The 20,912-nt window shown below is 46.3% G+C and carries 20 protein-coding genes and 1 riboswitch; of the genes, 14 read left to right on the forward strand and 6 right to left on the reverse strand.

Annotated features, from left to right (window positions below; translation table 11 throughout):
* Positions 1-5: 5 nt before the first annotated feature.
* The 9 genes from BDE27_RS14125 to BDE27_RS14165 all read left to right on the forward strand — a co-directional run bounded on the left by BDE27_RS14125 (position 6) and on the right by BDE27_RS14165 (position 9,898).
* A complete protein-coding gene (locus BDE27_RS14125) occupies positions 6-1,010 on the forward strand; it encodes a sugar kinase (RefSeq protein WP_167450611.1) in 1,005 nt (334 codons plus the stop codon).
* Positions 976-1,599 carry a bifunctional 4-hydroxy-2-oxoglutarate aldolase/2-dehydro-3-deoxy-phosphogluconate aldolase gene (locus tag BDE27_RS14130; RefSeq protein ID WP_099132993.1) on the forward strand — a complete coding sequence of 208 codons (624 nt, stop codon included), beginning with the start codon at positions 976-978 and terminating at the stop codon, positions 1,597-1,599. The genes BDE27_RS14125 and BDE27_RS14130 overlap by 35 nt, the downstream gene beginning before the upstream one ends.
* Before the next feature lie 276 nt (positions 1,600-1,875).
* The gene (locus tag BDE27_RS14135) at positions 1,876-2,664 is read left to right on the forward strand and encodes an SDR family oxidoreductase (protein WP_099132994.1); all 789 of its coding nucleotides are present in this window, start codon (positions 1,876-1,878) and stop codon (positions 2,662-2,664) included.
* Positions 2,665-2,702: 38 nt separating this feature from the next.
* Positions 2,703-3,947 carry a styrene monooxygenase/indole monooxygenase family protein gene (locus tag BDE27_RS14140; RefSeq protein ID WP_099132995.1) on the forward strand — a complete coding sequence of 415 codons (1,245 nt, stop codon included), beginning with the start codon at positions 2,703-2,705 and terminating at the stop codon, positions 3,945-3,947.
* 13 nt (positions 3,948-3,960) lie between these two features.
* Positions 3,961-4,509: a flavin reductase family protein gene (locus BDE27_RS14145; protein WP_244208799.1), complete on the forward strand. Its 549-nt coding sequence runs from the start codon at positions 3,961-3,963 to the stop codon at positions 4,507-4,509.
* A 40-nt stretch (positions 4,510-4,549) separates the two neighbouring features.
* Positions 4,550-5,350: a cyclase family protein gene (locus BDE27_RS14150; protein ID WP_099132996.1), complete on the forward strand. Its 801-nt coding sequence runs from the start codon at positions 4,550-4,552 to the stop codon at positions 5,348-5,350.
* Positions 5,347-6,948: a phytoene desaturase family protein gene (locus tag BDE27_RS14155; RefSeq protein WP_099132997.1), complete on the forward strand. Its 1,602-nt coding sequence runs from the start codon at positions 5,347-5,349 to the stop codon at positions 6,946-6,948. The genes BDE27_RS14150 and BDE27_RS14155 overlap by 4 nt, the downstream gene beginning before the upstream one ends.
* Positions 6,949-7,007: 59 nt before the next feature.
* On the forward strand, positions 7,008-7,913 hold the full coding sequence (locus BDE27_RS14160; protein ID WP_187651162.1) for a SphA family protein: 906 nt from the start codon (positions 7,008-7,010) through the stop codon (positions 7,911-7,913).
* A gap of 257 nt (positions 7,914-8,170) precedes the next feature.
* Positions 8,171-9,898, forward strand: a complete 1,728-nt coding sequence (locus BDE27_RS14165) for an ABC-F family ATP-binding cassette domain-containing protein (protein ID WP_099132998.1) — start codon at positions 8,171-8,173, stop codon at positions 9,896-9,898.
* A 94-nt stretch (positions 9,899-9,992) separates the two neighbouring features.
* Here BDE27_RS14165 and BDE27_RS14170 read toward each other — a convergent pair whose 3' ends face one another.
* The 3 genes from BDE27_RS14170 to plsY form a co-directional block, all read right to left on the reverse strand.
* On the reverse strand, positions 9,993-10,229 hold the full coding sequence (locus BDE27_RS14170) for a hypothetical protein (RefSeq protein ID WP_370588202.1): 237 nt from the start codon (positions 10,227-10,229) through the stop codon (positions 9,993-9,995).
* 98 nt (positions 10,230-10,327) lie between these two features.
* Positions 10,328-10,579 (reverse strand): hypothetical protein, encoded by a 252-nt coding sequence (locus BDE27_RS14175; RefSeq protein WP_099132999.1) that lies wholly within the window; start codon positions 10,577-10,579, stop codon positions 10,328-10,330.
* A gap of 14 nt (positions 10,580-10,593) precedes the next feature.
* Entirely contained in the window at positions 10,594-11,253 is a 660-nt protein-coding gene (gene plsY / locus BDE27_RS14180) for a glycerol-3-phosphate 1-O-acyltransferase PlsY (protein WP_099133000.1), read from the reverse strand.
* A gap of 109 nt (positions 11,254-11,362) precedes the next feature.
* Here plsY and folB point away from each other — a divergent pair, with 109 nt between their 5' ends.
* Positions 11,363-11,716 carry a bifunctional dihydroneopterin aldolase/7,8-dihydroneopterin epimerase gene (folB, locus tag BDE27_RS14185; protein ID WP_099133054.1) on the forward strand — a complete coding sequence of 118 codons (354 nt, stop codon included), beginning with the start codon at positions 11,363-11,365 and terminating at the stop codon, positions 11,714-11,716.
* Positions 11,717-11,772: 56 nt separating this feature from the next.
* Here folB and BDE27_RS14190 read toward each other — a convergent pair whose 3' ends face one another.
* On the reverse strand, positions 11,773-12,930 hold the full coding sequence (locus tag BDE27_RS14190) for a multifunctional CCA addition/repair protein (protein WP_099133001.1): 1,158 nt from the start codon (positions 12,928-12,930) through the stop codon (positions 11,773-11,775).
* Positions 12,931-12,945: 15 nt separating this feature from the next.
* Positions 12,946-13,566 (reverse strand): TIGR04211 family SH3 domain-containing protein, encoded by a 621-nt coding sequence (locus tag BDE27_RS14195; protein WP_099133002.1) that lies wholly within the window; start codon positions 13,564-13,566, stop codon positions 12,946-12,948.
* Between the two features lie 304 nt (positions 13,567-13,870).
* Here BDE27_RS14195 and BDE27_RS14200 point away from each other — a divergent pair, with 304 nt between their 5' ends.
* The 3 genes from BDE27_RS14200 (at position 13,871) to hldE (ending at position 19,247) form a co-directional block, all read left to right on the forward strand.
* Positions 13,871-14,842 (forward strand): CYTH domain-containing protein, encoded by a 972-nt coding sequence (locus BDE27_RS14200; RefSeq protein WP_099133003.1) that lies wholly within the window; start codon positions 13,871-13,873, stop codon positions 14,840-14,842.
* A 44-nt stretch (positions 14,843-14,886) separates the two neighbouring features.
* Positions 14,887-17,733 (forward strand): bifunctional [glutamate--ammonia ligase]-adenylyl-L-tyrosine phosphorylase/[glutamate--ammonia-ligase] adenylyltransferase, encoded by a 2,847-nt coding sequence (gene glnE, locus BDE27_RS14205; protein ID WP_099133004.1) that lies wholly within the window; start codon positions 14,887-14,889, stop codon positions 17,731-17,733.
* A gap of 89 nt (positions 17,734-17,822) precedes the next feature.
* A complete protein-coding gene (hldE, locus tag BDE27_RS14210; RefSeq protein ID WP_099133005.1) occupies positions 17,823-19,247 on the forward strand; it encodes a bifunctional D-glycero-beta-D-manno-heptose-7-phosphate kinase/D-glycero-beta-D-manno-heptose 1-phosphate adenylyltransferase HldE in 1,425 nt (474 codons plus the stop codon).
* Between the two features lie 96 nt (positions 19,248-19,343).
* Here the strand turns inward: hldE and ubiK are convergent, their stop codons facing one another.
* Positions 19,344-19,610 carry a ubiquinone biosynthesis accessory factor UbiK gene (ubiK, locus tag BDE27_RS14215; RefSeq protein WP_099133006.1) on the reverse strand — a complete coding sequence of 89 codons (267 nt, stop codon included), beginning with the start codon at positions 19,608-19,610 and terminating at the stop codon, positions 19,344-19,346.
* A gap of 169 nt (positions 19,611-19,779) precedes the next feature.
* Positions 19,780-19,966, forward strand: a riboswitch (FMN riboswitch).
* A gap of 118 nt (positions 19,967-20,084) precedes the next feature.
* Here ubiK and ribB point away from each other — a divergent pair.
* The gene (gene ribB / locus BDE27_RS14220; protein WP_099133007.1) at positions 20,085-20,738 is read left to right on the forward strand and encodes a 3,4-dihydroxy-2-butanone-4-phosphate synthase; all 654 of its coding nucleotides are present in this window, start codon (positions 20,085-20,087) and stop codon (positions 20,736-20,738) included.
* The last annotated feature ends 174 nt before the right edge of the window (positions 20,739-20,912 follow it).

Consider the following 20,912-nt stretch of genomic DNA (forward strand, 5'->3'; position numbering starts at 1 on the left):
TGCAGATGCGGAAAATAGCCCTGATTGGCGAATGTATGATTGAGCTAAATGGCATCCCATTTGGTGCCATGACACAAAGCTATGGCGGTGATGTGCTGAATAGCGCGGTTTATCTGGCTCGCGCTGGGGGCGATATATTTGATGTCCATTTTGTCACGGCGATGGGAACGGACGCCTTGAGCGAAGGTATAATCTCACGCTGGCAGCAAGAGGGCATTAATACTGCGTTAGTATTGCGTGATAATGCGCATCAGTCCGGTTTATACCTGATCCAACTTGATGAAAAAGGTGAACGCACGTTTCTTTACTGGCGCAATGACTCGGCGGCACGTTATCTCTTGCGCCATCCTGATTACCCCATAGTGCGCCAGCAATTGCAGAGCATGGATGTGCTCTATCTCAGCGGGATCAGCCTGGCGGTTTCGCCCGAAGATGATCGCCAACGGCTGCTCATTGATTTAAAACAGTTATCTTATGAAGGGAAAGTGATTTTCTTTGACAGTAATTATCGTCCGGCCTTATGGGAAAACGAAGCCCAAACCCGTGCGTGTTATCAGCAAATGTATGCCATCACTGATATTGCGTTAGTCACTGACGATGATGAAGCAAATCTCTGGGGCGATACTTCAACTGAGGAAAGTTTTCATCGTCTGAAAAGAATGGGGGTTAAACAAGCCATTATCAAAGCGGGTGAACGGGGCTGTTTTTATCGTGACTTAAGCGGTTGCAACGACACACTGCATATTAAAACTCAACCTGTTACACCTGTCGTTGATACCACTTCGGCGGGCGATGCTTTTAATGCGGGTTTTATCGCGGGGCTGTTAAATGGGAAATCTGTTCATGATTCAGCATTAATGGGGCATCAGCTCGCAGGGGTTGTGATCCAGCATAAAGGTGCGATTGTTCCGCAAGCCGCGACACAAGGGGTTATCGCCCGTTTTTTTAATTCGAACGAAATTGGAGAGAATGAAAATGCAAGAGATAATGATACGTCTGCGTCAGATTAAAATCGTGCCTGTAATAGCCATTGAAGAGACCAGAGATATCATTCCTCTTGGTCATGCATTAGCAGACAACGGCTTGCCGGTGGCTGAAATCACGTTTCGTACCGAGAGTGCCGCCGAAGCGATTAGTCTGCTGAAGGTTGAGCGGCCAGATATGCTGATCGGTGCAGGAACTGTGCTTCATCGTGAACATGTTCGTCAGGCAAAAATAGCGGGGGCAGAGTTTGTCGTCTCACCAGGGCTTAACCCAAACACCGTACAGGCGTGCCAGCAAATTGGTATCCCTATCATTCCCGGCGTGAATAATGCCAGCACAATTGAACAGGCGCTGGAATTAGGCATCGATTTTGTTAAATTCTTCCCGGCTGAACCCTCGGGTGGAATTGCGATGATTAACGCGCTACTCGCTCCATACCCACAGTTAAAGGTCATGCCAACCGGTGGGATCAGTGTTGAGAATATTCGCAATTATCTTACTATCCCACAAATTGTGGCATGTGGTGGATCATGGATGGTCAGCCCACAGTTGATCCGAGATAAGGAATGGAAGAAGGTGGGTCAATTGGTGAGGGAGGCGGTGGAGTTGCTGTGATGGGATATGAGGTTTTGTATGCCATAATGGCACCACCTATGGTTTATCTATATAGCGAATATCCACTTGCTGCGTTGAATGCCCCAGCAGAGTAACCTCTCATCTTTATCCCTGTTTTGTGTTTTCTTACCTGCATTTTTGGGCGGGTAAGAGGCCAAATCTGCACTGAATGGATCTTTTCTGCATATAGCGGCTACTTGCGTCTCCCTATTTCACGTAATGATACCCCTTCATGATTAATCACTCTGGTGGGCATATGACAAAAGGGGAATCTTTATGCAGGGCTTAAATAATAAAGTCGCTATTGTCACCGGTGGAGCTACCAAAATTGGGGCAACCGTTGCCAGGATATTGAGTGAATATGGGGTTAAGGTCGCGATTTTTGATATTGATCAGGCAGGCGGGAAGAAAGCGGCCAGCCTGCAACCGGAATTCATCCGTTTCTGGCATGTCGATATTACTGACGACAAACAACTTTCTCAGGCAATACATGATGTTGTTGCTCATTATCACCGTCTGGATTATCTCATCAACCTTGCAGCCACTTATCTGGATAATGGTGCCGATGCTGGCCGTGAAACATGGCTGACCGCCTTGAATATTAATGTGATCAGTGCTGTTCGAGCAGCCCAATTTGTCCGGCCTTATCTCATTGCAGCGGGAGGCGGTGCCATTGTTAACTTCACCAGCATTTCTTCCTCAATTGCCCAGACAGGCCGCTGGTTATATCCCGCCTCAAAAGCCGCGTTGCTGCAAATTACCCGCAGTATGGCAATGGATTATGCGGCTGACCACATCCGCGTTAATTCTGTTTCACCAGGGTGGACTTGGTCACGGGTTATGGATGAGCTGACTCAGGGGAAGCGACAGAAAGCCGATAACGTTGCCGCAGATTACCATCTGCTTGGCCGTGTTGGTGATCCCGAAGAAATTGCGCAGGTCGTGGCATTTCTCTTATCAGATTTGGCGAGTTTTGTAACTGGTGCAGATTATGCCGTTGATGGTGGTTATTCAGCAATGGGACCAGAACAGGCGAAACCCGCTATTCCACGGTTGGCGGAATAGGTTCAGTTCCGGCAGCCAAAACAAAAGAGGAAAATACTATGCGTCGTATCGCTATCGTCGGAGGTGGCCAGGCTGGACTGCCTCTGGCCCTTGGTCTGCTAGACAAGGGCTATCAAGTCACTGTAGTCACCAACCGCACGCCTGATGATGTTCGCAATGGTCGGGTTCTGTCAAGCCAGTGCATGTTCGATGCTTCTTTACAATTTGAACGTGATTTGGGATTGAATCAGTGGGAAACGCAATGCCCGCCCGTTGAAGGAATCGGTTTCACCGTGCCACATCCCGAAATTCCCAATGACAAAGCCATTGAATGGAGTGCACGGCTCGATAAATATGCGCAAGCTGTCGATCAACGTATTAAGATGCCATTTTGGCTGGAACTATTTGCTTCTCGTGGCGGTAATCTGGAAATTAGCGATGTGGGGGTTGCTGAACTGGAACGCCTGGCTGCCAGCCATGAATTGGTCATTCTGGCGGGAGGAAAAGGGGAAATTGTAAAATTGCTGGAACGCGATGCTTCACGCTCACCATATGATACACCGCGGCGCGCACTGGCATTGACTTATGTGAATGGTATGCTGCCAACGCCTGAATATTCCCGTGTTTCTTTTAACCTGATCCCGGGTGCAGGGGAATATTTCGTTTTTCCTGCCCTGACACTAAATGGTCCCTGCGACATTATGGTTTTTGAAGGTATTCCGGGTGGCGCAATGGATGGCTGGCAAGAGGTCAGAACACCGAAGGAACATCTGGCCTATAGCAAGCAGATCCTCAAAACTTTCCTGCCGTGGGAGTCTGAACGTTGTGAGCATGTAGAGCTGACCGATGAAAATGGCATTCTGGCGGGACGTTTTGCACCAGTGGTGCGTAAGCCCGTGCTGACGTTGCCTTCTGGTCGCCAGGTTTTTGGCCTGGGGGATGCGGTAGTTACGAATGATCCGCTGACTGGACAAGGTTCAAATAATGCAACAAAAGCCTGCAAAGTCTATTACGAAGCCATTCTTGCCCGTGGTGACCAACCGTTTACGGCTGAATGGATGAACGATACGTTTGAACAATTCTGGAAATATGGTCGTTACGTTGTGGAATGGACAAACAGTCTTCTTGTCCCACCAAAGCCACACGTTCTGGAATTATTAGCAGCAGCCCAGCGTCTGCCGACACTCGGCAGCACAATTGCCAATGCGTTCAACCATCCTCCGGTACTGTTCCCGTGGTGGGAAGATGCCCATGCCTGTGAAGAATACATCCATTCACAGCTCATTGAAGAAATTCGGGCATAAACGGGGGAATAACATGAGCATAAATACCCTGAATAACCAAATGCCGCTGTTTGATAGTGGATGGGGTGCGACCGAATTTGAAACGAGAGATTTGCGCACGCTTTTAGGCAAATATCCGACAGGGGTTGCCATTGTTGCGACGCGCACTGCTGAGGGGCGTAATGTGGGGTTGACCATCAACTCATTTGCTTCACTTTCACTGGAGCCGCCTTTGGTGCTCTGGAGTTTGGTTAATCATTCACCTAATCTGTCTGTGTTCCGTGATTGCGAATATTTCACCATCAGCATCCTGAGTTATGACCATCAGGAACTGGCCCTGCGTTTTGCGAGTTCACGGGTAGAAAATAAATTTCAGGGTATTCTGGTGCAGGAAACGCCCGAAGGTATCCCTTCGATTGGCGGAGCGATAGCGACTCTGGTGTGTGCCAATCACCAGCAAACGCATCTTGGCGATCACTTACTGGTGATTGGTCAGGTCAAACGAATTGCCAGTATCGAAGGTAAGCCATTGGTTTTTCATGGCGGCATGTTTACCGGTCTGCATGATGTTCACGGAATATAAAAAATGATTCTGTTGGAAAACATTCAGGAGAACATGATTAATGAATAGTCTGTTAAATGCGTTTGTCACGGCGTTAAATCAAGGCAGTGTGAAAATCATCGACCTTACGCAGACATTGACGCCGGATTTTCCGACCTTGCAGTTGCCTGAACAATTTGGACAAGTTTGGGCATTCAACATGGAACGCATTTCTCACTATGACGAGCATGGTCCGGGCTGGTACTGGAACAATTTTAGTTGTGGTGAGCATACCGGAACGCATTTTGATGCGCCGATACATTGGGTAAGCGGTAAAGATCACCCCGATAACAGTGTCGATACCATTCCTTTGGATAATTTTGTCGCGCCTGCGGTGGTGGTGGATGCCAGCCAGCAGGTGGCACAAGATCCAGACTGGATATTGACGGTTGAGTTTTTACAATCCTGGGAGGAACAGCATGGGCATATTCCTGCCGGAGCATGGTTGTTGTTCAGGACAGATTGGTCGAAACGGGCGGACGATCCGGCACGTTTTCTCAATATGCATGATGATGGTGCTCACACGCCAGGACCAAGCCAGGAAGCGGTAGAGTGGTTGATTCATGAGCGGGATATTCGCGGGTTCGGGGTAGAAACCATTAATACGGATGCGGGGCAATCTTATGGCTGGCCAGTGACGTATCCCTGCCATACGTTGATGCACGGGGCGAATAAATATGGTTTGCAGTGCCTGAAAAACCTCGATTTGTTGCCCCCCACTGGTGCTGTCATTATTGCGGCTCCCCTCAAGATTGGCGGCGGTTCGGGAAGCCCGCTGCGTGTTCTGGCATTGATTGAATCTTTTTCTGGAGCGATACCATGACAGCTCCCAGACCACAAGTGATCATTGTCGGCAGTGGCATCAATTCATTGGTATGTGCCGCTTTGTTGGCAAAATGGGGTAAATCAGTCTTGGTACTGGAACGCAATGCAGTACCTGGCGGCTGTATTCGCACGGAAGAACTTTTTTCCGGTTATACCCATGATGTGCTCTCTTGCTGGTATCCGCTGTTTTTGGGTAGTCCAGCTTATCAAGAACTCAAGCCTGCATTGGAAAAGGCAGGTTTGGAATTTTTGCAAAGCGATTATTCAACGGGATTGATCCAACCCAATGGCAAGGGAATTGCCTTAAAGCGGGATATTCTGGCCTCAGCTTTGCGGCTTGATGAAATCGCGGCAGGTGATGGAGAGACATTGCAGCGCATGGCACAGCAAATTTTTCATGATGATGCCGCGCTGATCTTTGGCTTATTAGGGCAAAATCCCTATGGTCTCGGGATACTCAAATTGCTGTTTTCTGAATGGCACAAACGCGGTATTGATGGATTGAGTGAGTTTGTTGGCAGTTCGCTGGAAACTTTCCGGCGCTGGGCGGAACGTGAATTACAGTCTGATTTCAGCCGCGCTCTGCTGGCGCCGTGGGTATTGCATACGGGTTTGGGGCCGGATGATGCCAGCTCCGCTCTGATAGGTAAGCTCACCTTTGCTGCCGTGGTTGCCGGCGGGATGCCGGTGGTAAAAGGTGGCAGTCTGCGCATTGTAGAAGCGCTAACAGGGATCATTAAGCAATATGGCGGTCAGCTTATCACTCATGCTAACGTTGACCGGATCATCACCCAAGGGCAGGGGAAAAAGCGCCGTGCTTCTGGTGTTATGGTTGCGGGACAGGTTTATCATGCCAGTGAGGCAGTGGTCTGTAATGTAACCCCCCAACAGCTTTATGGTCACTTGCTGGATAAGGTTTCCGATACCCTCCTGCAACGGGCGCGGAACTATCGTTATGGGCGCGGGGGAATGCAGGTTCATTTTGCCTTGAACGCTCCACCACCGTGGTGTGAGCCTGAATTGAGCCATGTACCACTTGTCCATTTAACGGAGAGTATGGAACAAGTCTGTTTGTCCGTGACGCAGGCCAACAATGGTTATCTGCCAAGTCATCCGACACTTGCGATAGGGCAGCCAACAGTTCTTGATCCTTCCCGTGCTCCAAAGGACGGTTGGGTTTTGTGGATTCAAATGCAGGAGTTGCCGACGCAGCTAAAAGGCGATGCAGCGGGAGAAATTCCTATTCCGGCAGATGGCAAATGGAATGAGGCTATTCGCACAGCGGTTGCGGATCGTGTACAGGCTCGTCTGGAAACGGTGATGCCGGGTTTTTCATCCTCTATTGTTGGCCGCAAAGCCTATTCTCCGGCGGACTTACAGGCATTGAACTGTAATTTGTCAGGAGGCGATCCCTATTCAGGCATTTGTTCACCTGATCAATTTTTCTGGCTACGTCCGTTTGCCCCTGCGCAAGGTGCCAAGGCGCATCAAACACCTGTCAGTAACGTGTTTCACATTGGGGCTTCAACCCATCCAGGCCCCGGATTAAGTGGGACTTCCGGCTATCTTGTCGCCCGCCGACTTGCGCGACGCTGATTAAAGTAGCCAATCATTTCATTTTTTATCAATTCATCTCTTACAGAGAGGAGGATTATATGACGTCAAAATTCAGACGGCTCTTTTATGCAGCAGTTTTATCACTGCCAGGTTTTTTAGCTATGGTAAGTCATTCCGCTATGGCAACAGAAGGTGGTGTTGGCGCCTATCCTGATGGTCTGGATAATTACTTGTCCGGTGCTTTACCGCTCACAGGCATTCATGCCCTGTTTTATGGTGGCAATATTCACTATACCAAGCTTAGGGGCAATCACGGCGATTTGATCCTTGTTCCTGGTTTTAAAGTCAACGTGAATGTCCTTGCCCCTCGATTGGTTTGGGTGACCGAGAAGCAGGTCTTTGGCGGCCAACTGGCTTATCATGCTATCGTGCCATTATTGGATGTCACCGCTGATGCCGCTGGCAAATATGACAACAGCAAAGGGATAGGGGATATCACCTTTGGCCCCGCCTTGGGTTACCATCCCGCCCCAGATTTGGCTTATGTTATTGGCTTGAATATTAACGCGCCGACAGGCCACTATGACCGCAACGATCTTTCCAGCCTGGGGAAAAACTATTGGACAGCCCAGCCTGTTTGGGCGATCAGCTATTTCCCTGTTAGCGGCATCAATGCAGATTTAAAAGTGATGTATGATGTCAACTTCCGCAACAAGGACACCAAAACAACTTCCGGCCAGGCACTTCATGCAGATTATGCACTGGGTTGGGGATTTGGCAACGGGTTGGTTGTGGGCGTTGGCGGCTACGCTTTTCAGCAGGCCACTCATGATAGTGGGCCAAATTCCGCACAGGGTAAAGCAAGGGCGGTGGGTTTTGGTCCTTCTATTCGCTATGCCAATGATAAAGGCTGGTTGGTTACTTTGAAGTGGCAGAAAGACTTTGTCGTCAGTAATCGCCCATCGGGTGCCCAAATTTTCTTAAAAACGGCTATTCCATTTTAAGGATGTATCTATTGATAGAGAGAGCAAGTAACGTGGTTACAAATAAAAATAAACGCGGCTCAATAATATGAGTAGCGTTTATTTTTATAAATTAGTTACCTTAATAAATAATCACATTAAAATATAAAAAACGTCGCAGTTATCCCTTCATTTATTATGATGAAAACTTGACCTGACTTTTCTTTGAATATATAAGTTTTGACTGGAAATAATCAACATTCTGAGATTAATAAAGGTCTTACGATGGGGGCATAAAAATGTCAACGCTGATTCATTGTAATAAAGTTAACTTTAGTATTAATTCAAAACCATTATTTAGTCATCTCTCTATAACTATTAAAGAAAACGATAAAATTGCTTTGGTTGGTTATAACGGTACGGGAAAAACCCATTTACTTAAGCTACTGGCAGGCATTGAAAAACCGGATGATGGGGTCATCGAATATGTTAATGGTTTGAAATTGGAGATGGTATCTCAGTTTATTGACGACGCATTGCTTGAGATGACTTTGTTTGAATCTATTTCCCAGAAAGTAAAACAAATAGATGAATATGGTGACTACAAAGCGGTATCCATGCTTTATGATTTTGGTTTTCAGGATGCTGATTTTACGACAAAAGTTGCTGATCTCAGTGGTGGGCAAAAAACAAAATTGATGTTTGCCATGAGTGCGATTGTAGAGCCCGATATTATTTTATTTGACGAACCCAGTAACCATTTGGATGCCAATACCCTGAAATTTTTCGAGGACTTTTTTAATAACAGCCTAAAGAGCGCGTTTATTATCGTTTCCCACGACCGAAATTTTCTGGATAACGTCACCAACCAGACGATTTTCTTGCGTGACCGACAATTGACGGCATTTTCTTTGCCATTTAGCCAGGCATTTATTGCCTTACAAGAAAAAGATAAAGCGGATGCATTACGTTTGAAAGCGGAAGAAAAGAACATTCAGCGCATACAGGAGAGTGCCAACCGTTTGGCATTATGGGGAAAAATCCACGATAACGAAAAATTTGCCAGAAAAGCCAAGTCGATGGAAAAACGGGCAGAAAAACTCGAAAAGAGTAAAACCAAAATAACCGAAGGGGAAACTTATCGATTATCGTTGGATGCCGACTCGATAAAATCGAAAAATATGCTGCAAATTGGGGAAAGATGGATTGGCTATCACCAGGATGGGCAATTTAATCCTTTATTTTCAATTAATGGCTTGTATATCCGCCCCGGAGATAGAATCGCCTTATTAGGTGATAATGGCGTGGGGAAATCCACTCTGATTCATACGTTGGTTGAGGACTATAACAAGGCCACAAATACCTTCTCTCCGCAGTGTAATCTGGGTTATCTCGATCAGGAATTGGAAAAAATTCCGCTGAATGAATCGATCTTCGATGCAGTCAGAAATAACACACCGAATATCGATGATATCACCTGTAAACAGCAACTGATTGCGACAGGTTTTAAGTATGCAGATTTTAACCAATTGGTGGGGCGATTAAGTGGTGGCGAACGTTCCCGATTAATGTTTTTGATTTTGAAATTAAATAAGCACAATTTCCTGATCCTCGATGAGCCAACAAACCACCTGGATATTTTTGGCAAAATGGAATTGGAGAATGAATTAATTAATAACGAGATGACGATATTAATCACTTCGCATGATAGGGCATTTATTGATAACGTCGCTAACCGTTTTTGGCTGATTAACAATGGCAAACTGGAAGAGGTCACATCCAGTGATGGGTATTATCAGTTTCTTAATGAAAAAGTGATCCCTTATCAAAAAGAAGTGGTTAAAGATCAGGAAAGCGCGCTTGAAGGGGCGGAAGCATTAGCAGATGAGGAAGAGATCCTGCAACGTATTGTGGTATTGGAGCAAAATCTGGCGCAGGATTTGGCAAGAAAACCGAAGCACCAGAAGCCCAAAAATCAGGAGAGCTGGAGAAAGGAAATTAAGAAGCTTTATGAAATACTAGGATGAATTCATATGATTGACTGCGCTCTTAATGTGGGGCGCTTCACGTCTTCTGCTCAGGCAAGGCCATCTATTTATACAATAGTATGGAATGAAATGATTATGGGGATAAAACTTCCCTTTTTTGAGTACCAGCAACAAGGCGTTTTTCACCGTTTGGTTTGATGGCCTGTGCGCCTGTAATTGTGCCGTCCAGCGTCTGAACCACCCGCAATAAAGAGCCATCTTTCAATAACCGCTGATTGGGGCATTGCAACCCCTTTTTCACCAGATATTGAGATTCGCCCGTAATAGCTGTAGCGAGCATTGTTGCGATGCGTTCAGCAATAGGTTTCACTGTTCGGGGTTTTTCTTTGATTGGCTGAGGTTCGGGTAAAGTCTATGGTGCAAACTAATTGCCAGCTAGAAAGAGTTTCTTGCTCAATGAGGTAGCAATTATTTTGATTTGTTTAGGAAAATACTGACGCGCTGTGCTTGTCTTCTTCGTGTCACAGGGCTAAGCATTAACCCGGTGACACGGAGAGCTGAAAAAACACCTGCCAGAAAAAAGCCTGTAACTGTTTTTCGCCCATAATTACACAAAGCTACGTATAGGCTCTGGTAAAGTGGACTATTGCAAATGAATTGGGATTGTACTTTTCCTTCCCCGCGTATTTTGCCGACGCCATGATAAACAAGTGCTTTCATAGGCTTTCTCCACGTCAGTCCTCTTGCTGCTCTTGCTCTTTAATTGCTTGAGTTTTCTCTTTATCGGTCATTTCCTGTTTCTTTTTCAATTTCTGCCAGATGCGGCTTTCCTGCCCTCGCCACAGGCGTTGAATATTATCGTGATGACGCACAAGTACCAGACATGACAGCATGGCAACAGGAAAAGTGAATTCAGGTTTGAACCACCAGACGTAGAAAGGTGCAATTAATGCACTGACGATGGCACCCAATGAGGAATAGCCGCTTAGCAACACTGTTAGCATCCATGTCCCCGCGATCAATCCCATCAGATCCCAACCTATGGCAGCAATGGCACCGAAAGCGGTTGCAACGCCTTTCCCTCCCTTGAAATGGAAAAAGATGGGATAAATATGCCCCAGACAGGCAGCAATGGCGGTAATGCCTAAATAAAATGGGGAAACGTTGAGTTTGTATGCCAGCCAAACGGGTATTAGCCCTTTTAGGACATCACAAACCAGCACTGCCAATGCAGCCCATTTACCACCGATGCGCAGTACATTTGTTGCTCCAGGATTGCCGGAACCATGCTGACGGGGATCGGGAAGCCCTGCCAGGCGGCAGATCAATATCGCGCTGGATATAGAGCCACATAAGTACGCGAAGATGATCATGCCAAGCGCGATTGCACTCATAAGATATCTCCAATGAATAAGGGTCGTTTTCTTAAGTCTAACAATGGATAATACGCACATTTCGTCGGAAGTGGTATCTGGCGAACCGAAAAATGGGGAAAAGGTCGTGATGGATATCGTATTTATTGAAGAATTAACCGTAATTACCACTATTGGTGTTTATGACTGGGAACAAACAATTAAACAGAAATTAGTGTTCGATATCGAAATGGGATGGGACAACAAACTAGCCTCTTCCAGTGATAATGTTGAGCACTGTCTGGATTATGCCAAGGTGAGTGAGGCGATTATTAATCATATGGCAGGCCAACGTTTTGCTTTGGTCGAACGGGTCGCAGAAGAAGTGGCAGGTATTTTGCTAAACCAATTTTACTCTCCTTGGGTCAAGGTTAAGGTCGGTAAACCAGGTGCGGTTGCACATGCAAAAAGTGTAGGTGTAGTGATTGAGCGAAGTGCGGGCTAATTGAAAAAGCGTCCCAATTTAATTAATGGTTTGGGGCGCTAAATTGATGGGTGAATTTAATCAATCGATTGTTGTTTCCAGTCGGCGATGGCAATGTGTCGTTGACGTTCCAATTCTGTGCGAATCTCGGCTCCTTGAAATCCACGGGCAATCACTTCCTGGACGCTGACTTGGCTGGCAATCGCAAACATTTCACGTAAATAATCAGCTTGTGGGTAGGGTGAAGTTTCTGCTCCTGGGTATCCACGGTTGTCTGCTTCGCTACAGGTAATCAGTTGTTCAATGCGTTGTGGTTTGCGCCAGGCATCCACGGCATTAAACAAGCTCAGCAAGGTTTCTGGCGGTAATTGTTCTACAGTATGTACCCAATTGTGATATTGCGTCACAATCGTGGCTAGGTCGCGTGCCGAGTTGGGAATGCGCAGTCGTTCGCACATTTGTTTCAGTGGCATTATTGCGATATGGCTACATAGTGAGGCGAAACGAATGTCTGTCTCTTCGCTCAATTGGGTGGATATTTGCAACACGCGCAATGAATGAAGCCCGGTATCATGTTCAAGCAGAGGAACGCCAAACAGGTTATCTATTTCAGGCAAGAGTACAGCCAATGCTCCGCAAGCACGCAGAATCTGAAAGTAGACTTGTGGTGATTGTGAAGTGAGCGCCTTTTCAGTTTCCCGCCAAACGCGTTCAGGGGTCAATGAGGATAATTCACCATTTGCGACCATTTCTGTAATGAGCGCTTGCGTCTCTGGTGCAATTGAAAAGCCTAAATGGGCAAAACGAGCCGCAAAACGCGCTAAACGCAGCACACGTAATGGATCTTCTGCGAACGCAGAGGAAACATGGCGCAAGATACGATTTTTGAGATCATTGGCGCCATGATAGGGATCGATTAATGCGCCTTCACGAGTTTGTGCAATAGCGTTAATCGTTAAATCACGGCGCAGCAGATCTTCTTCCAGCGTCACATCGGGGGCAGCATAACAGGTAAAACCGGTATATCCCTGCCCGGATTTTCTTTCAGTGCGAGCCAACGCATACTCTTCATGGGTCTTAGGGTGCAGGAAAACAGGAAAATCTTTCCCAACTTGTTGATATCCCTGAGACAGTAGTTCCTCTGGGTTGCTGCCAACGACAACCCAGTCCCGTTCGGTGACGGGCAAACCCAATAATTGATCGCGAACGGCGCCACCAACCAAATAGACTTTCACTCTTGTTTCCTTAAATCAGCTCATCCAACGATCTTTCTTTTTTCGGCGAGGGATAATGTGTGGCAATATAAGCCCCAGAATCAGGCCAATTCCCGCAACCCCACCGCCATAGGTAAACCACTGCAAGATGATCTCTCTTTGTTTATCATCCAACTGCAAATTGGCAACTTCTACCTTTTTCTCAGCCACAGTTAATTTACTCTGGAGCTGGGCATTCTCTTTTTTCAGATCACTGATGATCTTATCGCTGTTTGCCACTTTGTTCTGCAATTCAGCGGTACGCTTATTCCACTTATCGTCAATAGTGGCCAGATTCCCAGTCAGTGTTTTGATCTCTTGTTCCATTGCAGGAAGGCGTTCACGCAGGCTTGGAATGGCGCTGAGTTCACTTGCGAGTATCCAGCTTGTACGCCCTTTGCGGTCCTGAATTTGCAGGAAACCATTATCTGATTTAGGGCTGACTAATATGACTTCTTCGCCGGCATTCAATGAGCCAATGATACGGTTTTTAGTGCTTGGGCCGCTATGAATGTAAGCTGATAACTCATCGGAGACATAGCGTTTTTCTTCAGCGTGTACGGATAATGGAAGAGTGAAACTCAATAACAAGATAAATAATTGATGTAGTTTTTGCATTCTGTGCTCAACTGTTCTCTGTGTATGGATCAATCAAGTATGGACTAATCGTAATTTAAACTACTCAAAGGATAGTAAAGAGTTAAGTTTGTGTGTGCAATCAGTAAACCAGAATGAATGCGATATCAACTGGCCGAATACAAGCCTTTTGAGGTTTTTTTTGGCGAAGTGAAAGTGATGTTTGTTGAGATAACACCCTATTGTGGTTTATTTTTCTCTTCTGTGAAAAGTTTTTCATCTGTGAAAGAAAGTGTGAACAGGATTAAGAAAAAAATTCTGTAATATCCATTGAGGAATAAAAAATATGAGTTCTGTAGAAATAGAATTGAAACTGTCCGTAAAGCCTGATGCGATACCGGCAGTTCGCCAGCAATTATTTCAGTTTCCTCATGATTACACTTCACCACAACACCTGACTAATATTTATTTTGAGACGCCTGATAATCAATTGCGGCGTTGGGATATGGGGCTACGTATCCGTGGGTTTGACGGGCACTATGAGATGACCATCAAAACCGCAGGTAAAGTGATAGGTGGGTTACACCAACGTCCTGAATTCAATATCCCTTTGTACCAACCTAAATTAGACCTGACGTTGTTTCCCGACTATATCTGGCCTGAAAATACCGATCTCGCTTATCTACAGGCACAATTGGCTGAATTATTCAGTACCGACTTTAACCGTGAAAAATGGCTTGTGACTTATGGAGAAAGTGAAATTGAAGTGGTATTGGATCAGGGAACTATTTTTTCTGGCAATAAAGATTCAGGAGATCAAACGTCACCTATTTGTGAATTTGAGCTGGAACTAAAAAATGGAAATATCATCGATATTCTGTCATTAGCAAACAAACTGGCATCACAGAACGGCCTGCGTTTAGCAAATAAAAGCAAGGCTGCACGAGGATATGCGCTTGTTCATGGTTTGTCTCATAAAACATCACCAAAATTACCGAAAGAGTTGGAATGGCAGCAGCCATTGTCTGTGCTTCTGCCTGAAATTTTGGCGCAATGGCAGGAGCAAGAAGAAGGATGGCTGGCGGGGTTGCCAGAAGGGAAAACGGGATTGGCGCAGGTTTTGCAATGGATGATAGAACTGACAAAAAGACAAACTGAACGTTTACCGATTCTGGATTTATTGCTGGAGTTAAAGGCTGCTTTATCCATGAACAATGCGGAGGCTGGAACATTGTATTCTGAAACACTGTGTTATAGCACTTCTTGGTTGCAATGTAAGCTGGCATTAATGCAGTGGTTGCTGGCTCAGCCCCGATAATCCCCTTTTGTTATTAAAAAAACAGTCATAAGGAAAAACCAGTTATGCGGCCACTTTCATCACCTTTAGCCCGACAATTACAGCATATCATTGCGAATTTTTCACCATTAGAGGGAACAATAACGCCCTTTTCATCGGCTGAACAGGCGGTGCTGTCATTGAGTGAGTTTGTGGCAGAAAACGTGTTATCACATCCTGCATGGCTAGAGGATATTCGCCAAAATCCCCCCCAACCGGAAGAGTGGCAACGTTATTCCCATTGGCTGGGACAAGCGCTGCTGGTGGTAAATGATGAAAATGGTTTGATGCGGTGTTTACGTTTTTTCCGCCATCGGATTTTGGTCAGGATTGCATGGTCGCAGGCATTGCAAAGCAGTACGACAGAACAGACATTACAGCAATTAAGCATGTTGGCTGAAACTTTGATTATCGCTGCCCGTGATTGGCTTTATCTGCGTTGTTGTCAGGATTGGGGAACACCTACTAATAGCGATGGAGTGGCACAGCCGCTGCTGATTTTGGGAATGGGAAAATTGGGGGGCGGAGAGCTTAATTTCTCTTCTGACATTGACCTCATTTTCGCTTATCCAGAAAATGGTGTAACGCAAGGTGGGCGTCGAGAAATAGATAATTCTCAGTTCTTTACTCGATTAGGCCAGAAATTAATTAAGGTGTTGGATCAAAAAACCGTAGACGGATTTGTTTATCGTGTTGATATGAGATTACGTCCATTTGGTGACAGTGGGCCTTTGGTATTCAGCTTTCCGGCATTGGAAGATTATTATCAGGAACAAGGGCGTGACTGGGAACGTTATGCTTTGGTGAAAGCACGCATTTTGGGCAATGATGATCAGGTTTATTGTCAGGAACTGCGCCAGATGTTGCGCCCGTTTGTTTTTCGCCGTTATATTGATTTCAGTGCAATTCAATCCTTGCGCAATATGAAGGGTATGATTGAGCGGGAAGTCCGTCGTCGGGGATTAAAAGAGAATATTAAATTAGGCGCAGGTGGGATCCGTGAAATTGAGTTTATCACCCAGGTCTTTCAGCTTATTCGTGGGGGAAGGGAGCCGAGCCTGCAATCCCGCTCATTATTGCCAACATTAAAGGCTATCAATGACTTAGCTTTATTGCCAACGGAAAAATTAAAGCAGCTTGAAGAAAGTTACCTGTTTTTACGGCGGCTTGAAAACCTGTTGCAATCTATTCATGACCAACAAACGCAAACTTTACCGGATAATGAATTAGATCGTGCCCGTCTTGCTTGGGGCATGAATTTTGCCAATTGGGATGAATTAATGGCAGAAACCGAACGTAAAATGAGTGCGGTGCGAAGTATTTTCCAACAGTTGATCGGCGATGAAGTAGAAGAGCAGAATGAGGAGGCTAGCCATATCTCGTTTAAGAGCTTATGGCAGGAAGCCTTGCATGTAGATGAACTTAGCGCGTTGATTCCTCATCTTGATAGAGAAAAAGCCCAGAAGATGCTTGATGTAATGGCGCTTTTCCGTCGGGACGTCAGTAAGCGCACCATTGGCCCACGGGGAAGGGATGTGCTTGACCAGTTGATGCCACGTCTGTTAGCAGAAATTGCAGTCAGGCAAGATGCCAATATCGTTTTAGAGCGGATTATTTCCCTGTTGCTCAGTATTGTCAGTCGCACGACTTATCTGGAACTGATGCTGGAATCAGAACTGGTCATGGTTCATGTTATCCGGCTCTGTGCTGCTTCTCCGATGATCGCCAGCCAGCTTGCCCGTCATCCGTTGTTGCTGGATGAGCTACTCGATCCCAAATCACTGTATCAACCGTTGCCGATGGAAGCTTATCGTGATGAGCTTTATCAATATTTATTGCGGCTCCCTGAGGATGATGAAGAGCAATTGCTGGAGGCTTTACGTCAATTTAAGCAGGCACAACTATTGCGGATCGCAGCAGAAGATATTGCGGGCGTCTTGCCTGTGATGAAGGTAAGTGATCATCTGACTTATCTGGCGGAAGCCATTATTGAGGCTGTTGTACGGCTGGCGTGGAACCAAATGGTAAAACGCTATGGCGCCCCCGCTCATTTATCCCAGCGGCAGGGGTTGGGCTTTGCCATTATTGGTTATGGCAAATTAGGTGGCTGGGAACTCGGTTATGGCTCTGATTTGGATCTGGTGTTCTTGTTGGATTGCCCAATGGGAGTGATGACAGACGGTGCCCGTTCCATTGAGGCTCGCCAATTTTATTTGCGCCTTACTCAACGCATCCTACATTTGTTCAGTACCCGAACTGTGTCGGGGGTATTGTATGACGTTGATGCCCGTTTGCGTCCATCCGGTGAATCGGGCATGTTGGTCAGTACCCTTGAAGCCTTTGATGATTACCAAAAAAATGAAGCGTGGACCTGGGAACATCAGGCGTTGGTTCGTGCACGCATGGTTTTCGGTGATGAGAAAATGCGGCGTGATTTTGAACGCATTCGCCGTGAAACATTATGCCTTCCCCGTGATCCTGATCTTTTGCGTCAACAGGTGCGTGAGATGCGAGAAAAAATGTATCGGCACTTGGGCAGTCAGCAGCAAGATCAATTTGATATCAAAGCTGATCCGGGGGGGATCACGGATATTGAATTTATTGCTCAGTATCAGGTGCTGCGTTATGCACCAGAAAATATCAGGCTGACTCGCTGGTCTGATAATGTGCGAATTTTCGAATTAATGGCGCAGCATAATATTATGGACGAGCAGGAGGCGATGGCGCTGACGCAGGCTTACATTACTATGCGTGATGAATTGCATCATTTAGCGTTGCAGGCGTTATCCAGCCGAGTTTCTGCTGGATATTTCAGCCAGCAGCAAGCATTGGTACGTGATAGCTGGCAAAAATGGTTAGAGTATCGCTGCTGATGCCGTTGCTTTTCCTGATCGAGTTGACTGGCACTAAGTCTGGTTATGGTAATATCCGCAACAGTTTATTTTGATATTTGGAGCATGGGATGAAAGTAACACTCCCTGATTTTCACCGCGCAGGTGTTTTGGTTGTTGGCGATGTTATGTTAGATCGCTACTGGTACGGCCCAACTAGCCGCATTTCACCGGAAGCACCCGTTCCGGTGGTTAAGGTAGAAACCATAGAAGAGCGCCCTGGAGGTGCGGCTAACGTAGCCATGAATATTGCTTCTTTGGGGGCGAATTCACGTTTGGTAGGTTTAACGGGCATTGATGATGCAGCGCGGGCATTGAGTGAGAAACTCAGTAGTGTGAAAGTCCGTTGTGATTTTGTTTCTGTCCCAACTCATCCAACTATCACGAAACTGCGTGTTTTATCGCGTAATCAGCAATTGTTGCGTCTGGATTTTGAAGAGGGCTTCCAGAATATCGATGCCCAACCGCTGTTGGAAAAAATTCAGCAATCCTTGCCCCATATTGGCGCGTTAGTACTGTCGGATTACGCTAAAGGAGCGCTAAGCCAGATTCAGGCGATGATTAAGCTCGCTAATGAAGCCAATGTTCCTGTACTGATCGATCCAAAAGGCAGCGATTTTAGCCGCTATCGTGGCGCAACATTGCTAACGCCAAATATGTCAGAGTTTGAAGCGGTTGTAGGACACTGCCAGGATGATGATGATTTAGTGCAGAAAGGCACGAAGCTGGTACAGGATTTGGCGCTGCAAGCGCTGTTGATCACTCGTTCTGAACGAGGCATGAGTTTATTGCGGGTTGGGCAGCCCCCCCTGCATTTGCCGACTCAGGCACAGGAAGTTTTTGATGTCACGGGTGCAGGAGATACGGTGATAGGTGTCTTGGCAACGGCATTAGCCGCTGGCAAGCCGTTAAACGAAGCCTGTTACCTTGCCAATGTGGCAGCGGGTGTGGTGGTTGGCAAACTAGGTACGTCCACTGTGTCACCGGTTGAGCTGGAAAATGCAGTGCGTGGACGTGCAGAAACCGGATTTGGCGTAATGAGTGAAGCCAAACTGACAGAAGCTGTTGCACTGGCGCGTCAGCGTGGTGAACGGATTGTCATGACGAATGGTTGTTTTGATATCCTCCATGCGGGGCACGTTTCTTACCTATCCAACGCCCGTAAATTGGGGGATCGTTTGATCGTTGCCGTCAATAGTGATGCATCCACCAAGCGTTTGAAAGGGGAAACCCGTCCGGTGAATCCGCTGGAACAACGTATGACAGTGTTATCAGCGTTGGAATCTGTGGACTGGGTTGTGGCATTTGAGGAAGATACACCGCAGCGCTTAATCGCGGATATCCTGCCGGATATTTTGGTCAAAGGTGGGGATTACAAGCCTGAAGAGATTGCCGGTAGTGAAGAGGTTTGGGCTGCGGGTGGCGAGGTTAAGGTATTAAACTTCGAAGATGGTATTTCCACAACCAATATCATTAAAACCATTAAGAGCCAGTAAGTTTGGCATCATGTGCCGTTATGCTTTTTGGCGCATAGCGGCATATCACCTCACGCAATTGTCTTCATGGCATTCTCTCTTACCACATTATTTCGCCTACTGAGTTTTCTTGTCTGCTTCTTCAAGGCGAGCTTCCAATTCATTCAAGCGTTGTTCCATTGCCGCCAGTTTTTCACGGGTGCGCAACAAGACTTGTGTCTGTACATCAAATTCTTCGCGGTTAACAAGATCCAACTTGCTCAACTGGGATTGCAGAACAGTACGCAATTTTTTTTCCACATCATCGCCAAATTCTTTAACACCTTTTGGCATGGCGTTATGGAGTTGGCGGGCTATTTGTTCAATTTTCTTTGGATCAAGCATAATAATTATCCTTTATATAATGTAAGTGTATTTTATAGTGCATGTTTTATAGCGTAATGGTCTTGGCAGTATTTTAATACCCCATGACGAAAGCATAAATGATTGAGAGCCAGGTTTCATATTTGATTTTGTTGATTGCTCCTGCCGATTATTAGCGCTATAGTGAAATCGTTTATCTCAGGGCAGGGTGAAAGTCCCTACCGGCGGTAACGTAAAATGTCGAATAATCATTTTATGCAGCCCGCGAGCGCTCTGTTTGTCATTATCCCTTTGTTGTTTTGGGGATAAAACAGAGGTCAGCAGATCCAGTGTGATTCTGGAGCCGACGGTGATAGTCCGGATGGGAGAGAATAACAGCATCAATCGAGTGTTTGCGCTCGTCTGTTGTTTCTGTTGCCATATTTTCGTGCAGCACGAACTCCTCAAAATTGCCCTGATTCTGGTAATCCATACATTTAAAGAGGTTTCTTTACCATGAATCAGACGCTACTTTCCTCATATGGGACGCCATTTGAACGTGTTGAACGTGCGCTTGCTGCTTTGCGTGCGGGTCAGGGCGTGATGGTATTGGATGATGAAAATCGTGAAAATGAAGGTGACATGATTTTCGCCGCTGAAACAATGACGGTAGAGCAAATGGCATTAACTATCCGCCACGGTAGTGGAATTGTTTGCCTGTGCTTGACCGAAGAGCGCCGTCAGCAGTTAAAACTGCCCATGATGGTGGAAAATAACTCAAGCCAATATCAAACCGCTTTCACCGTCTCAATTGAAGCTGCACAAGGCGTGACAACAGGTGTATCTGCGGCAGATCGCATCACCACAATCCAGGCCGCTATTGCAGATGACGCACAACCCAGTGATCTGAGCCGACCTGGACACGTTTTTCCTCTGCGCGCGCAACCGGGAGGGGTTTTAACCCGTCGTGGTCATACCGAAGCGACTATTGATTTGGTCAGAATGGCGGGGTTCAAACCAGCAGGAGTGTTATGTGAATTGACGAATGACGATGGATCAATGGCTCGAGCCCCTGAAGTCATTGAATTCGCAAAGCAGCATAATATGCCGATAGTCACTATTGAGGATTTGGTAGATTACCGTTTAAAAATGGCAAAGGCAGCCAGCTAACGGGTTTTAAAAGGTCCCTAAATAATACTGTTTTTTTAATTTGAATAGAGAACAGATTAGGGCAGGAAATATCGGTTATACTCAACAGATTTTGGGTTGCCATGCAGTTGTATGGTAGCTTGAAAGACGGGGAGCCATACGCATGTACGTTGAAAGGCTACAGTCCACACCCTG

Source organism: Xenorhabdus ehlersii, assembly GCF_003610465.1.
In the GTDB taxonomy this organism is placed as follows: Bacteria; Pseudomonadota; Gammaproteobacteria; order Enterobacterales; family Enterobacteriaceae; genus Xenorhabdus; species Xenorhabdus ehlersii.